Origin of the sequence: Litoribrevibacter albus, assembly GCF_030159995.1 — a bacterium.
Lineage (GTDB): Bacteria > Pseudomonadota > Gammaproteobacteria > Pseudomonadales > Litoribrevibacteraceae > Litoribrevibacter > Litoribrevibacter albus.
In genome coordinates this window covers 1-14,751 of the sequence record NZ_BSNM01000016.1, presented here as the reverse complement: position 1 = coordinate 14,751, position 14,751 = coordinate 1, and the positions used below count along the sequence as shown (strand labels likewise).

Below are 14,751 nucleotides of genomic sequence, written 5' to 3'. Positions count from 1 at the left end.
TTAAGTCTATGGAAGGGCTCTCGTTACACGATCATTCCAAGTATTCGACGATTTTCTTCTGGCGCGTTGTCGTTGCCATTTGTGTCGTGCTGATCTTAATTTCTGTGTTATTACTGCGGATGTATCATCTGCAAGTCGTTGAATTTCAAAAATATCAAATTGCTTCGGAACAAAACCGGGTTCAGGTTGAGCCGATTGCGCCCACCCGAGGGTTGATCTTCGATCGAAACGGCGTGTTATTGGCCGAAAATACGCCTAACTTCAGCTTGGGAATTATCCCCGAGAAAATGAAGGATAAAGACGCGCTGATTGCGTCGCTTCGGGACATTATCAAAATTACAGATAAGGACGTCGAAAAGTTTAACCGTCGACTGAAAGAGCGACGTCGTCCTCTTGAACCTGTGGCCATTCGGAACCGATTAACCGAAGAAGAAATTGCGACGGTGGCCGTAGAGCTGCATCGTTATCCTGCCGTTTCGGTGGATGCCAAGTTAGTTCGTTCTTATCCGCTGGGTGCGCCTTTTGCACATGTGGTGGGTTATGTGGCGCGTATCAATGAGAAAGAACTGAAGAAAGTAGATGCCACCAATTATCAGGCAACCAATCACATTGGTAAGCTCGGTGTAGAACGTTTTTATGAGAGCTCGTTGCATGGCATGGTGGGGCTTCAGAAAGTAGAAGCCGATGCGCGTGGTCGTGTCTTAAAAGTGATAGAACGGGTTCCGCCAACACCAGGAAAAAATTTACGCCTGTCGTTGGATAGTCGACTTCAGCAAACGGCCAGCAAACTGCTCGATGGACGTCGTGGCGCTGTGGTGGCAATTGAGCCGAAAACCGGTGGTATTTTGGCTTTGGTGAGTGAGCCAAGTTTTGATCCGAACCTGTTTGTGCTTGGTATTGATCACCAGTCTTACGGAGAATTAAGGGATTCCAAAGCGAAGCCGTTGTTTAACCGAGCACTAAAAGGGCAGTACCCGCCTGGTTCCACCATCAAACCAATGTTGGGCGTAGCCGGTGTTGAGTCCGGAGTTGTGGATTGGAACTTTAGCATCATGGATTATGGGCAGTATCAGCTGAAGAATGATGAACGCATTTACCGTGACTGGAAACGAGGTGGCCACGGTAGAGTCGATTTACGTTACGCGGTTGTTCAATCCTGTGATACCTATTTCTATGAATTAGCATTCCGCTTGGGTGTTGATCGGATGTCTGATTTTCTCGCCAAGTTTGGATTTGGGGATTTAACCAGTCTAGATATTTCTGAGGCGCGTCGTGGCTTGTTACCGACTCGTCAATGGAAACGTGGCGCGAAAGGTTTGCCTTGGTTCCCAGGAGATAGTCTGAATATGGGACTGGGCCAGGGCTATATGTTGGTGACGCCTTTGCAGTTGGCAGCTGCGACAGCCATTTTTGCAAACAAAGGAAAATGGGTGCGACCTCGTCTGACTATGGACAGTGATCTAAATGAAGTAAGGGATCAAATTCAGTCGGACCTTCAAGGGGCCGAAGCCAAAAATATCATTCTGAAAAATCCAGAGAATTGGGATCGAATGTTTGCAGCCATGAAAGACGTGATGCACAGCTCGCGCGGTACGGCTCGAGCTTCCGGTCGCGGGGCAAAATATAAAATGGCTGGGAAAACAGGGACAGCTCAGGTGTTAGGTATTGCTCAAGACGAGGAATACGATGCGTCTAAAATTTCAGAGTGGCACCGGGATCATGCGTGGTTTATGGGCTTTGCTCCGATTGATGATCCTCAAATTGCCGTAGCCGTTCTTGTGGAAAATGGCGGTGGTGGTAGCCATGCGGCGGCACCTGTGGCTCGAAAAATGTTTGATGCACATATTCTGGGCGAATACTTAACGGAGGAAGCCAACTGATGAGAGATTTTTCTCGTACGCTTCCTGATGCGGCGGCTCATTTTAGCCGGCGTCCGAGTATTTGGTTAAGAATGCATATTGATACGCAACTGCTTTTCTTGTTGTTCTGTCTCTGTGGCGGCGGTTTGTTTGTGCTCTACAGTGGCAGTGGTGGAAGTATTCAGGATGTAGAAAAACAGATCGTCCGATTGTTACTCGGTGTGTTGGTCATGTTTGTGATTGCCCAGTTTGATATTTCAACGATGCGGCGATGGTCTCCCTATTTCTATGTTGTTGGTGTTGCTTTGTTGGTTGCTGTATTGCTAGTGGGTGTCGGGGCGAAGGGGGCCCAGCGCTGGTTAAGTCTGGGGTCTGTTCGATTCCAGCCCTCAGAGATCATGAAATTGATTGTGCCTATGATGGTCGCGTGGTACTTCTCTGGTCGAAAACTACCGCCTAGTTTTAAGCACGTGATTATTTCATTGGTTATTATTATTGTGCCTGTGGGGTTGATTGCTAAACAACCGGACTTGGGAACCTCGTTATTAATCGCTGCCTCTGGTATTTTCATTTTGCTGTTGGCTGGTTTGAAATGGCGAATTGTCTTTGGTTTTGTCGGTTTGGTGTCCGCCTTGATTTACCCGTTTTGGCAGTTTGTGATGCGCGACTATCAAAAACAACGGGTATTAACCTTGTTTGATCCTGAGAGTGATCCGTTGGGTGCTGGCTGGAATATCATTCAGTCAAAAATTGCTATCGGTTCAGGCGGGTTGTGGGGTAAAGGCTGGCTGAACGGTACGCAGAGTCATTTGGATTTCTTACCTGAGAGTCATACCGACTTTATTATTGCTGTGTTTGCCGAAGAGTTTGGCTTCTTTGGTGTTCTGGCGTTGTTGTCTATGTATTTGCTGATCGTATTACGTGGTTTATACATTGCGGTTAAGGCGCAGGACTCGTACAGTCGCTTGCTGGCGGGAAGTATTACGCTGACGTTCTTCGTTTATGTCTTTGTAAATATCGGTATGGTGAGTGGTATTCTCCCTGTAGTAGGTGTTCCGTTACCTTTGGTAAGTTATGGTGGAACGTCTATTTTGACCTTGATGGCGGGGTTTGGTGTACTTATGTCAATTCATACTCATAGAAAGTTATTGACGAAATAAAGGGATAGAATTTCATCATAAGTGGTCACAGGGTGTATTCGTTTAATTGTTTGGTAAGGGTAAAGAGAACCAGGATGGATCGTTTATTTCGTATTGTTGTTTTGTGTTGGTTAGTGATCTGGGGTGGTAGTGTCTGGGCTGGTGACTACAGTAAGCATCCGGAGTTTGTAAAGTTTATTGATGAAATGGTTGAAAAGCATGGCTTTGAACGTGCTGAGTTAGAAACCCTGATTGGCAAAGCAAAGAAAAAACAATCTATTTTGGATGCCATTTCCAGACCCGCAGAGCGAACCAAAACCTGGGAAGAGTATCGCCCTATGTTTGTGAATAAAACTCGCATTGGTCGTGGTGTAACTTTCTGGAAGAACAACGAAGAAACGCTTAAACGTGCGGAAGCCGAGTATGGCGTCCCAGCCAAGTACATAGTTTCTATCATTGGGGTTGAAACTATGTATGGTAAACAAGGTGGCGGTTATCGTGTTATTGATGCCTTGTCGACCTTGGCCTTTGACTACCCGAAACGTCCTCTATTTCGTCGTGAATTAACTTCCTTTTTAATTATGTGTCGTGATTACAAGCTTGATCCACTAACAATTCGCGGGTCATATGCGGGGGCAATGGGCTTCGGTCAGTTTATTCCAAGCAGTTATTTGTCCTATGCTGTCGATTTTGATGGCGATGATTCTAAGGATATTTGGGCGAATCCCGTCGATGCCATAGGTAGTGTTGCAAACTACATTCAAAAGCACGGTTGGGTGCGTAATGGTCTGATTACCAGTCGTGCCAGGGTTTCTGGTGATGCTTATCAGTCAATTGCTAATGAGTCACTTGAACCAACTAAAACAATAAAAGAGCTTGTTGGGTATGGTGTGACTCCAGCGACCGACGCTAGCTTACCTGATCAGGAAAAAGCGGCCTTGTTTAAGTACCAAGGACGTTTAGGGGCTGAGTTTTGGCTTGGATTTAACAATTTTTATGCGATTACCCGTTACAATCACAGTCGTTTGTACGCAATGTCGGTGATTCAGCTAGGCGATGAGATTGAACGTAAGCGTAATTCCAAGGATAAGAAAGAGTCATAACGTTGGTTAGATTAGTTTCGTTCTGTTTTATTGCTCTTTATCTGGTAGGGTGTACCACACCGTCCCGGTATCATGTTGAGCAAGACTACGGCCCTTCTGTTGATGTGGATGTGTCGCAAGTGCCGGATGCTGTTCCTAAGTGGGAGCCGTACAGTTCTGGCGGTAATAAGACGTATCGAGTACGTGGTGAAACCTATAATGTATTGCCATCATCTAATGGTTATCGGGAAGAAGGTATTGCGTCCTGGTATGGGCATAAGTTTCATGGTCACTTGACGTCAAATGGTGAAACCTATGATATGTACGGTATGTCCGCAGCCCATAAAACATTGCCGATTCCTTCCTACGTTAGAGTGACTAATACTGATAATGGTCGCTCGGTTGTGGTTAGGGTTAATGATCGGGGGCCGTTTCATGAGGGACGAATCATCGATTTGTCTTATGCGGCTGCAGCCAAACTAGGCTATCACAACAAAGGAACAGCACATGTTGTGGTTGAATCAATCGACATGGCTGAACCTAGTCGGTATGTGCAGATCGGCGCGTTTGGAAGTCTCGATAATGCGAAGCGATTTCGTCAAAAATCTGAGCAATGGGCTAATAGTTCTTTCAGAATAAAGCCTGAATCTGGCGTTTTTAAAGTACAAATTGGACCTTTAAAAACTTTGAAAGAAGCCCAAGATATGATCTCCTTGGCAAAGTCCAATGGCATTTTAAAACCCCTCGTGGTATTTGATAGAATCTGATGTCCTCTGATATTCTGATTCTTGTTTTTATCTTTAAACTTTCCACCAAAAAATGAGTGCTATGAAAGCGAAACCTTTTAATATCCTAATTTCTTTTCTTCTCTTCTGTCTTTCAAGTCTGTCTCTGGCTGCGACCTTGATTCCGGCTTCACCACAGTTGGCAGCGTCCGCATATATTTTGCTGGATGCAAACAGTGGCAAAGTGCTTGTTGAAAATAACCCTGATGAACGAGTACCGCCTGCCAGTCTAACTAAGATGATGACCAGCTATATTGCGGTAGAAGAAATTCAACGTGGCAATATTTCGCTGGATGATGAAGTGTTGGTGAGTGAGAAAGCATGGCGGATGCCTGGCTCTCGTATGTTCATTGAAGTTGGTAAGAAAGTAAAAGTCGAAGATTTACTGAGAGGAATCATTATTCAATCGGGTAATGATGCCAGCGTGGCTATGGCTGAACATGTTGCCGGTTCTGAAGCGGGCTTTGCCGATTTGATGAATCAGTATGTTTCAGAGTTGGGAATGTCGAACACTCATTTCATGAATGCAACCGGATTGCCGCATGAAGAACACTATGCGTCTGCTCGTGATTTGGCAATTTTGGCGGAACATACCATTGTTGATCACCCAGATTTTTACGGAATCTATTCTGAGAAAGTTTTTAAGTACAACGGAATTGAGCAGCCAAACCGAAACCGTTTGTTGTGGCGAGATTCTACTGTTGATGGTTTGAAAACCGGACACACTAATGAAGCGGGTTATTGTTTAGTGGCGTCTGCTGAAAAAGATGGGATGCGTTTGATTTCTGTCGTGTTGGGTACTCGAAGTGAAGAGGCCAGAGCAAGAGAAACCCAAAAGCTTTTGAACTACGGATTCAGATACTTTGAAACCCTGTCGTTGTATGAAGCCGGTGCTGAACTGACCAGAAATCGCATCTGGAAAGGTGTTCAAGACCAAGTTTCTTTAGGGATCATTGATGATATTGTGATTACCGTACCTCGTGGTAGCCGTAAAGAAGTAAAAGCAAATTTAGAGGTCGATACCATCATTGAAGCTCCAATACAGCAAGGTCAGGAGCTTGGTCTTTTGAAGATCGATCTTAACGGTGAAACTCTAGTCGAGAAACCCTTGGTTGCTCTTAAGCCGGTTGAAGAGGCAGGCTTCTTCGCCAGATTATGGGATGCAATCAAGTTGTTCTTCATTGGACTCTTTGGTGACTAATGCCTTCTATTGTCTATCTTGATGGTAAATGGTTGCCGTCAGATGAAGCAAAAGTCTCGGTCTTTGATCGAGGCTTTCTTTTTGGTGACGGCGTCTACGAGGTAGTGATGGTTTATAACCGTCAGCCTTTCAGATTAGAGCAGCACCTTACACGACTTTTTCGCAGTCTTGATCAGACTGGTATTCCTAACCCTCTGGGAATGCATGAGTGGCGGTTTATCATTGAGCGACTCATAGATCAAAACGAGGGTGATCAGCAATCTATCTATATTCAAGTAACCCGCGGGGTTACAGCACAGCGATCACATACTTACCCAACAGGTTTGGTTCCTACTGTATTTGCTTCTTCTCAATCTATTTCCTTACAAAAGAAAGATACCCGGCGTAACCCGCCTTGTTCGGCGATAACGCTCGAAGATCTTCGTTGGGCTCGGGGAGATATTAAATCTACCTCCTTACTTGGCAGTGTCTTGCTAAAGAAGATGGTGGCTGAATCCGGAAAAGACGAGGGTATTCTTTATCGTGATGGCATTGTCACAGAAGGAACCGCCAGCAATGTTTTTATTGTCGAAAAGCAGCAAATCATCACGCCTTGTGTGAGTGATTTTTTGCTGACCGGGATTACTCGAGACTTTATTTTTGAGTTGGCGGCCCGATATCAGATGGTGCTGTTAGAGGAAGACATTAGTTTGTCCCGTTTACAAGAAGCAGATGAAATTTGGATGTCGAGTTCCACGGCTGAGATCCGTGCCATTACTGAATTAGATGGCTTACCTGTGGGAACGGGTAAAATTGGCCCGGTCTGGACTCGCATGGCCAAACTGTATCAGAAGCATAAGTCAGAGCTGTTCAGTACTTGTGCTTAGTTGAGAAGTGACATTTCGTCTCAAAAAGGCAGATACTCACTCTGACACGAGGTATACTAGAGGGATATGTAAAAAAGGTAGTTGTAATGCAAAATCAAGAACCGCCAAAAATTGAATTTCCCTGCCCTGGTTACCCTATTAAAGTTCTTGGAGAGAATGCTCATGATTTTCAGGACTTTGTTATCGAAACGCTTAGAGGCTTAATGCCTGAAGATGATATTGACTTGTTAGGTATGCGATCTGCTCCTAGCCGGAATGGGCGTTTTTTATCCATTACAGTAAAAATCGTGGCGCAAAGTGAAGGGCACCTTTCAACAATTCATGAAACCTTTATGAGCAGTAGTCGGGTGAGAATGGTTCTTTAATGGCAAAACTAATTGCTCGTTATCTTGAAGGATTACAAGACTACAGCACAGTAAGTGATGCTATGCATGGTTTTACTGAATCCAGAACAGCAGACACGTTGGATGAGTTGTGGTTTCTTGAACATCATCCTGTATTTACACAAGGCCAAGCAGGTAAAGCTGAGCATCTGTTGGATACCGGTGATATTCCCGTTGTGCAGGCGGATCGTGGTGGACAGGTGACTTATCATGGTCCTGGGCAATTGGTTGTATATTGCATGATCGATTTGGCACGAAAAGGCATAGGCCCCAGATTCTTGGTCACAGCCATCGAACAGGCAATCGTGGATGTTTTGGCTCAATTTAATATTACCGCCTATCCAAAAGCAGATGCTCCTGGTGTGTATGTTAATGATCAAAAAATTGCATCTCTTGGCTTACGCATTCGCAGAGGAAAATCATTTCACGGTTTGGCTTTAAATTTGGATATGAATCTGGAGCCATTTTTAAGAATCAATCCTTGTGGTTATGCCGGGATGCAAATGACCCAGTTGGAAAACTTTCATGAGAACGTCGATAAGGATCAAGTGGCTGCACGGTTATTGTGCTGTCTAAAAGAGCAGCTTGATTATTCAGATGTAATAAAAGAAGTAGGATTACCGTTAGAGGTTTGAAGTAAACATGACAGAGCAATCTCAATCAGCTAAAGCCAGAGCCAATCGACCTAAGGTTGTTCAAGGGGAAAAGTTGCGAGGCGCAGATAAGACATCTCGTATTCCAGTGAAAGTAATACCGACAGATAAAATGCCGAGAAAGCCTGATTGGATTCGCGTTCGTGTTCCTGCTTCTCCTGAAATTAGTCGTATCAAACAGCAACTTCGTGAACACAAGCTTCACTCTGTATGTGAAGAGGCATCTTGCCCGAACTTGGGTGAGTGTTTTAGTCATGGAACGGCCACTTTTATGATTATGGGTGACATCTGTACCCGTCGCTGCCCTTTCTGTGATGTTGCTCATGGACGACCAAATCCACTGGATGAGAACGAACCTGTTCATTTGGCTGAAGCTATTGCTGATATGGGGTTGCGTTATGTGGTGGTTACTTCAGTTGATCGTGATGATTTAAGAGATGGTGGCGCGGCTCACTTTGTTGCATGTATTAACGAGACTCGAAAGCGTTCGCCAAATATCGAAATTGAAGTGCTTGTTCCTGACTTCAGAGGCCGTATGGATATTGCTTTAGATATTCTGGAGCAATCGCCACCAGACGTGTTTAACCATAACCTTGAAACAGTGCCTAGGCTGTATAAGCAATCTCGCCCTGGTTCAGACTACCAGTGGTCTTTGGATTTGCTAAAGCAATACAAGGCGCGTCGTCCTGATGTTCTTACTAAGTCAGGGTTGATGCTTGGTCTGGGTGAGACATTTGATGAAATTGTCGATGTTATGAAAGATTTACGTGCTCATGATGTTGATATGATTACTTTGGGTCAGTATCTGCAGCCAAGTAAAGATCACCTTCCTGTAGATCGCTTTGTTGAACCATCTGAGTTTGATGAACTAGGAAACATCGCAAAAGAGCTTGGTTTTCAGCGGGTGGCGAGTGGTCCTTTGGTTCGCTCTTCTTATCATGCAGATAAACAAGCCAAGGGCGAGAAAGTATCCTAACCTTTCTTTTGTAAATTGTCTTTGCCTGACAGAATTGCGAAATCGCACACACTTCTGTCGGGTATCCATACTTTTAGACGTAAATTCCCAATAATCTTCCCGAAATGGGGTAGAGATCACACATCTGTTTTTAACTAGCTACTACACTTTGTTCCAAATGTAGAATTCTGTAATCAGTCTTGCGGAAAAGTGTTATTGATTTAAAATGACAGTTTGTCGCATAAACACAATAACAATAATTTAAGTAGCGAATTCATGAACAGAGTCTTGAAAACCAGTGCATCTGTTATTCTTAGTTGTCTGTTTGTTACCTCTTTACATGCGGAATTGGTTCCGGTGGATGATTCCGAGCTGGCTGCTTTTGCTGGTCAGGCCATGATTTCCATTGAGGATTACGATGTAGTTCAGGCCGATGCAACGACGAATGAATTTTTTCGGGTCACACTAGGCGCAACTATTGAAACCAATGCCACGATAGATAATCTTGAGTTGGGGACGTATGACCGCGCAGGATATTCCTCTGCATCTGATATCGATATTGATAATCTGCGGTTGGGTTATATCGACCCTGATACCTATGAATATGTCCCTTTTGTAATTACCGATCCTTATATGGAGTTTGCTTTCTCAGAAAGTAATGGTGTTCGTGATGTCGTAGGGTTACGTATTGGTGCGGGTAGTGTTTCAGGCGCTTTAACTGCTAATATTAATTCTTTGACGGGCAATTTTGAGATCATGATTGATCATGATGGCAATCCTGATACGGCTGCTATTCCTGCCCAGCTTTTAGATTCAACTGGTGCAGCAACCAATATTCGAGCGACTCATCTTGGTGAAGCTGGGGATTGCTCTGCTAACTGTATTTCACTAAATAACCTTGCGACGCTTAACATTAATGATTCGACGACGGCAGGCGACATGTTCCTGTCGTATCAGAACATTGATATAGGATGGGCGAAAACGCTTAATGATGGATCTATTGATGTAAACAGTTTAATTGAAACAACACAAGGCGCGTTTTTTAATCTACCAACAGGGATGACTTCGACGACAGATGCACTTATTGGTGTCCCAGGCGTGGGTGGAAATATCGAGTCGACTCGATATACAGATGCAGCGTTAGGATTGTTTCCTTAAACCATAGGAATAATAAAAATGAAAAGACCTGTGGCGTTACTTACAAGTTTGTTGTTCAGTGGTTTAACGATGGCTGAACTGTCTCCTATGAATGATGATGCTATGGCCGAGGTTAAAGGATCTGGTCTAGGTATTGTTCTTGAAGATTACTCATTTCATGCGGGTTCCGAAGTGGATCCTACTAACACAGAGGCTTTGTTCCAAATTACAGGAATTAAAACGTCTGATGGTCGGGATGTCACTATTAAAGCCGATAATTTCTTTATTGGTGGTAAAGGTAGTGCCGAGTTTGTCGAGAATGGTGATGGCACCACCTCTTTTATTGTGAACCCAACTACAGTAAATATTGGTCGTTTAAATAATCCTTTAGAGATAAGTCAGCGAGATGGTGATGATCTGGATATTCGTGCGCCCAACAAAGGTGTGCTTGAAATAGCTCAGCCGGATTTGGTGGCAATTGAAGGTGATCCTGTTTGGATTGGCACTAAGATGGATCCCTGTTTAAAGGCCGGTGCGGCAGAGTGTGCGAAGTTTAGTAGTCGTGAAGCGGTAGATGGCGGATTCCGTGGTGAGCGTATCGACTATGGTTTGGAGATTGATGCAGAGTTTGAAGGTACCCCTGATTCAGATACGTCATTAACTTATTATGTAAAGGAAGCTGTTTTCGATGGTAGCTATATTCGTCTCTGGGGTGATGAGACAGCTACAGGTTCAGAATCAGCAGATGATCAGCGTAACCTTACTTTGGCCAATATTCGTTTAAATATGTATACACCTGATGTTTTTATTGCCAGCTGTGGCAATGATGGCAATAAATGTGGGGATGCGGTGCATATTAAGCATTTAGCAATGGACTTGATTATTGGTGTCGGAGAAATTCAGCCTGCCATGTTAAGTGTGACGTCTGACGGTAATTTTCAGTTAGAGGTAGAAGCTCTTCCTGCTCCAACCTCAGCAGGTCAGCCGACACGTATTAGTACCGTTTTAAATGACCAGCCTGATTCGTCTGATTGGGCGGCGACTGAGAAGGATTTTTACGACAATTATTACAATGACACCATTCCCGGGATTAAGACGAAAAGCAGTCTCTATATTGGTGATCCAACTATTTCAAATCCTACCTTTGAAACCGCAGGTGGTTTGAAGGTAGGTGATACATATTTAGGAACTTCCAAGCTAGAAGGGCTTCAAATTCAATATTTGAAATTTACCACCCACGATATTGGTGGTTAGGGGCGATGACAATGAAAAGAATAAAAAAAGTCTTGCCAGCATTGATGTCTGTATGTGTTCTTGCTGCAAATACTGCTTTTGCTGAATTAACCGCTATTGATGATGCTGAGTTGTCTGATGCTGTAGCTCAGGGTGGCTTGTATTTATCTGGTGAACTTAGTCTTAACGAAGACGGTGGTCCTATTTCTGATGCAACCTATGGAACCTGTTCTGATGTTGCGAATGGTACAAGTAGCCGATGTGGGGCTCGTTTTTCTTATAAAATCGGTGGTAATGCGGATAATGGTTGGTATGTAATTGATGACTGGAAAGGTGAGTTGTCTTTTGAAGGTTTGACCATTCGTACTCGTCGTATTGATGGTAACCAGCGTGATGTTACAGGGCAATTGGTTGATAACTCTGGCCAGCCGGTAGATGAGGCAAATGCAGTAGCTCTTGGGGCTAATGATGGATTCGGTGGCGATGGAGCATCTTTTGATCAAGAGGTGTTGGAAATTGGTCTGCCATCTACTGTGAAATTCAAAGATTATCAGTATAACGTTGGTTATGCATCTCATGCCTCGCCAAATGATTCAGCTTCATTTCAGCAAACGAACATTTATGGGGTGAGGATCAATGGTCAAGTTAATATGTCTGGGAACCTATTGATTTTCCCTACGGCAGACAAATAAGGAGCTTTTATGAAAACGTTAAAGCCAATTTATTTATCTGTTGCTCTTGCCTCTTTTTCAGCTAATACACATGCAGAGTTACAATGGTTGGACGAGAATAGTTTATCAGGTGTGACTGGGCAGGCTGGTCTGACCGTAGAGATTGATGCCAAAGTTGAAATTGATCAGTTGAGCTATACCGATGATGGTAATCCTCTTTCTCTTGAAGGTGTCAGTATTCATAAAACAGGGGATGATACCCAGGGTGCACATGGCTATGTCATGATCGACATTACTGCAGACGGTGAAATGCAGGTTAGGCATATTGCAGAGCAGGCTCATCTGCAGGTAGATGATATTAGAGTTGATTCCGACAATACAGCGCCTAACAGTTTCGGCACGATTGCATTAGATTTTGATATGGAAAACTACTTCCAGTTTTCTGGTGGTGGTCTTTACCATGCGGGTAAAGGGATGACCGTTTCAAACTACAATAGTAGGATTTTTGGTCTTCTTCGTGATGAAAATGGTGATGTACAAGTAGATGGAAGTGGAAACCCCATTACTAAAGGTGCTGAGTTTTTCTATCGTGATAATGGCAACGACTTAATGGTGTCATTCGATTATGAGCATTGGGGAACAGATTGGACTCTTGATGTAGTTGATGATCCTTACAAGTCTGGTCAGGAAGCGTTGTTGATTACTTATCCTGATCATCACTTTTCACTTACTGTGGATCAAATTAAATTTAAGACCCGTGATACGGCAAATAATAACTTCACATCTGACCCTAATAATTCAGGATTGGATGCTCAACCGAATGTTGGGATGATTACTGCTTCGGCAGATGTGAATGGCGAGTTATATATCAGTGCGGGTGGTAAAGATCCTGTTCAAGGACTTACATTTAACTATGATCAAACCCTTTCTAATGGTGATTTTAGATATATAGATACCGATAGTCAGGGCAAACAGTATGAAGTTGCTTTAACGGGGGTAACTCATCAGTCGCAAGTAACAAATCTAACTTTTGATGTTATTGGCGATAGTGTATGGCTTCAAACTGAGCGTTCTGAAGGAACGATCGATGTAGAAAATATCTACATGGGGACAGAATACAATGCCGGAAATGACATTGGTAAAACAAGTCTTGGATCGGTGCATGTAGATTATTTATTTGAAGATCAAACTATAAATGGAACAACTTATACCAACTCTCTGCAATTAACCCCGAAGGGGAATCAGTATGGTGGTGATCAAGGGATTACTATTAATACTAACTGGAGTTTGGCTAATGCAGATATCGGGTATACCGATAATGGAAATACTGTGTGGGTGTCTGGAATTCAAAGCTATGGTTCTGGTGCTGTAACCTTCGATCTGATCGATGCTGATTACCTATATGCAAATAATACAGTTCCATCTTCTGAAGATCCTTTCTTTGATGGTGTGCGAATTGGTTTTGAAGATGTGGTAGCTCATTACAGTATTGATGGTTTTAAAGTTGGTGATGATAAAAATAGTGCTACTTTACAGGGTGGGACAGAGTTGTTGTTGCCGCTTCAAGTGTTTCAGGAAGCAGATTTTACTTTAAATGGTCATGTAACCTTATTGCCTGGTGGGGCTGACAATGATGGTTTAACTTTTAATAGTGATCTTCATTTGACAGATACGACTTTTGGTATTTCTGTTGACGAGGATCGTTCGGGGTTGTGGTTAGATGATGTTACCTATGACATCTATATGCGTGATGCGAAATTAGATGTAACTAGTGATGGCTTAGTTTTCAATCGCGGTTGGTATGCATCAACTATGGATATTGGTAATGTTCGGTTGGGTGATAAGCAGTCTGGTGATTCACTTGGGCGGGTGGTTTTATCAAGGCTGGAGCATGAATCTACCCTAAGTATTAGCTCTGGCGGTGCTGGTGGTGTTTGTATTGGTGGTTCTGGAGGTGATTCGACTTCTTGTGGCGTGAGTGGTGGCCGCTGGGAGGATCGTGGTGATCAGGGTGTTACTGTAGCGATTAACAGTAAGTTTGTTGATAAGGATTCTTTGACTGCTGATGAGCTTGCTATTGTAAATGGTATGGATCCCAATGCTGATACAAGGATTGCTTGGTATCGACCTGATGGGAAAGTTGGTATTGAGGCTGTAGGTATTTCAACTAATGACAAGGGATTGACTGTAGAGCTAGGTTTGGATGTTGCTGAAACCGTGGTGAAAGATGTCGACCAGGCTGATGGTTTATTGAAACGGGTTTTGCTTGATCCTACTGGTCAGGAAGAGTTGGTGGCTGACGCCGATTTGGCAAGTAAACTGGCTTCTGGTTATACAAATCCGGTAGGGTTTGCTGTGGATACAAAAATAGAGTTTGAGCAATTAAATATTGATCGAATTAACATGAATCATCATGTGGGTGGTGCTCAACCTATATTTTACGGAGCGCAGTTTGAGAATGTGAGTCTTCGTGCAAATATTACAGCTACGCCTATTCGTTAATAAATGAAAAGTACTAGATGGTCTACTGATGTAAAGAAAAAGACGAGCTAAGCTCGTCTTTTTTCGTTTATGGGGAAATGTTTTTAGTTTTTTGGTGGTTATTTTGAGTCTTTGTTTAAAGTTAGAAGTATTCGCCAAAATTTACGCTGGTCGAATATTGTCCAGATGTTGAGTTGTTGTCGGAGGTTTGTGCTTTGGATAGGGTGGTTTTGAGTGCTTTTTGATCGGTGTTGATGGTTCTTTGAGCGATTTAAAATTAATTTGAGTTTTTTTGAATTTTTTATG

General features: G+C 43.4%; 13 protein-coding genes. All 13 read left to right on the top strand.

What is annotated here, in order from left to right; genetic code table 11:
• The first annotated feature begins 8 nt into the window (after positions 1-8).
• Complete coding sequence (mrdA, locus tag QQL66_RS14855) at positions 9-1,880, top strand: penicillin-binding protein 2 (protein WP_284382455.1); 1,872 nt, start codon at positions 9-11, stop codon at positions 1,878-1,880.
• Positions 1,880-3,019 (top strand): rod shape-determining protein RodA, encoded by a 1,140-nt coding sequence (gene rodA, locus QQL66_RS14850; RefSeq protein ID WP_284382454.1) that lies wholly within the window; start codon positions 1,880-1,882, stop codon positions 3,017-3,019. The genes mrdA and rodA overlap by 1 nt, the downstream gene beginning before the upstream one ends.
• 74 nt (positions 3,020-3,093) lie before the next feature.
• Positions 3,094-4,101 (top strand): lytic murein transglycosylase B, encoded by a 1,008-nt coding sequence (mltB, locus tag QQL66_RS14845; RefSeq protein ID WP_284382453.1) that lies wholly within the window; start codon positions 3,094-3,096, stop codon positions 4,099-4,101.
• A gap of 2 nt (positions 4,102-4,103) precedes the next feature.
• On the top strand, positions 4,104-4,847 hold the full coding sequence (locus tag QQL66_RS14840) for a septal ring lytic transglycosylase RlpA family protein (protein ID WP_284382452.1): 744 nt from the start codon (positions 4,104-4,106) through the stop codon (positions 4,845-4,847).
• Between the two features lie 61 nt (positions 4,848-4,908).
• Positions 4,909-6,066, top strand: a complete 1,158-nt coding sequence (locus QQL66_RS14835) for a D-alanyl-D-alanine carboxypeptidase family protein (RefSeq protein WP_284382451.1) — start codon at positions 4,909-4,911, stop codon at positions 6,064-6,066.
• Entirely contained in the window at positions 6,066-6,932 is an 867-nt protein-coding gene (locus tag QQL66_RS14830; protein WP_284382449.1) for an aminotransferase class IV, read from the top strand. The genes QQL66_RS14835 and QQL66_RS14830 overlap by 1 nt, the downstream gene beginning before the upstream one ends.
• An 86-nt stretch (positions 6,933-7,018) precedes the next feature.
• Complete coding sequence (locus QQL66_RS14825; protein ID WP_284382447.1) at positions 7,019-7,297, top strand: YbeD family protein; 279 nt, start codon at positions 7,019-7,021, stop codon at positions 7,295-7,297.
• A complete protein-coding gene (gene lipB, locus QQL66_RS14820) occupies positions 7,297-7,950 on the top strand; it encodes a lipoyl(octanoyl) transferase LipB (protein ID WP_284382445.1) in 654 nt (217 codons plus the stop codon). Before QQL66_RS14825 ends, lipB begins: the two co-directional genes overlap by 1 nt.
• A gap of 7 nt (positions 7,951-7,957) precedes the next feature.
• Positions 7,958-8,944 (top strand): lipoyl synthase, encoded by a 987-nt coding sequence (gene lipA / locus QQL66_RS14815; protein WP_284382443.1) that lies wholly within the window; start codon positions 7,958-7,960, stop codon positions 8,942-8,944.
• A 255-nt stretch (positions 8,945-9,199) separates the two neighbouring features.
• Positions 9,200-10,081, top strand: a complete 882-nt coding sequence (locus QQL66_RS14810; RefSeq protein WP_284382441.1) for a hypothetical protein — start codon at positions 9,200-9,202, stop codon at positions 10,079-10,081.
• A gap of 18 nt (positions 10,082-10,099) precedes the next feature.
• Positions 10,100-11,314, top strand: coding sequence for a hypothetical protein (locus QQL66_RS14805; protein ID WP_284382439.1), 1,215 nt, complete (start codon positions 10,100-10,102; stop codon positions 11,312-11,314).
• Between the two features lie 11 nt (positions 11,315-11,325).
• On the top strand, positions 11,326-11,985 hold the full coding sequence (locus QQL66_RS14800; RefSeq protein ID WP_284382438.1) for a hypothetical protein: 660 nt from the start codon (positions 11,326-11,328) through the stop codon (positions 11,983-11,985).
• A 9-nt stretch (positions 11,986-11,994) separates the two neighbouring features.
• The gene (locus QQL66_RS14795) at positions 11,995-14,466 is read left to right on the top strand and encodes a DUF6160 family protein (protein ID WP_284382437.1); all 2,472 of its coding nucleotides are present in this window, start codon (positions 11,995-11,997) and stop codon (positions 14,464-14,466) included.
• Positions 14,467-14,751: the final 285 nt, after the last annotated feature.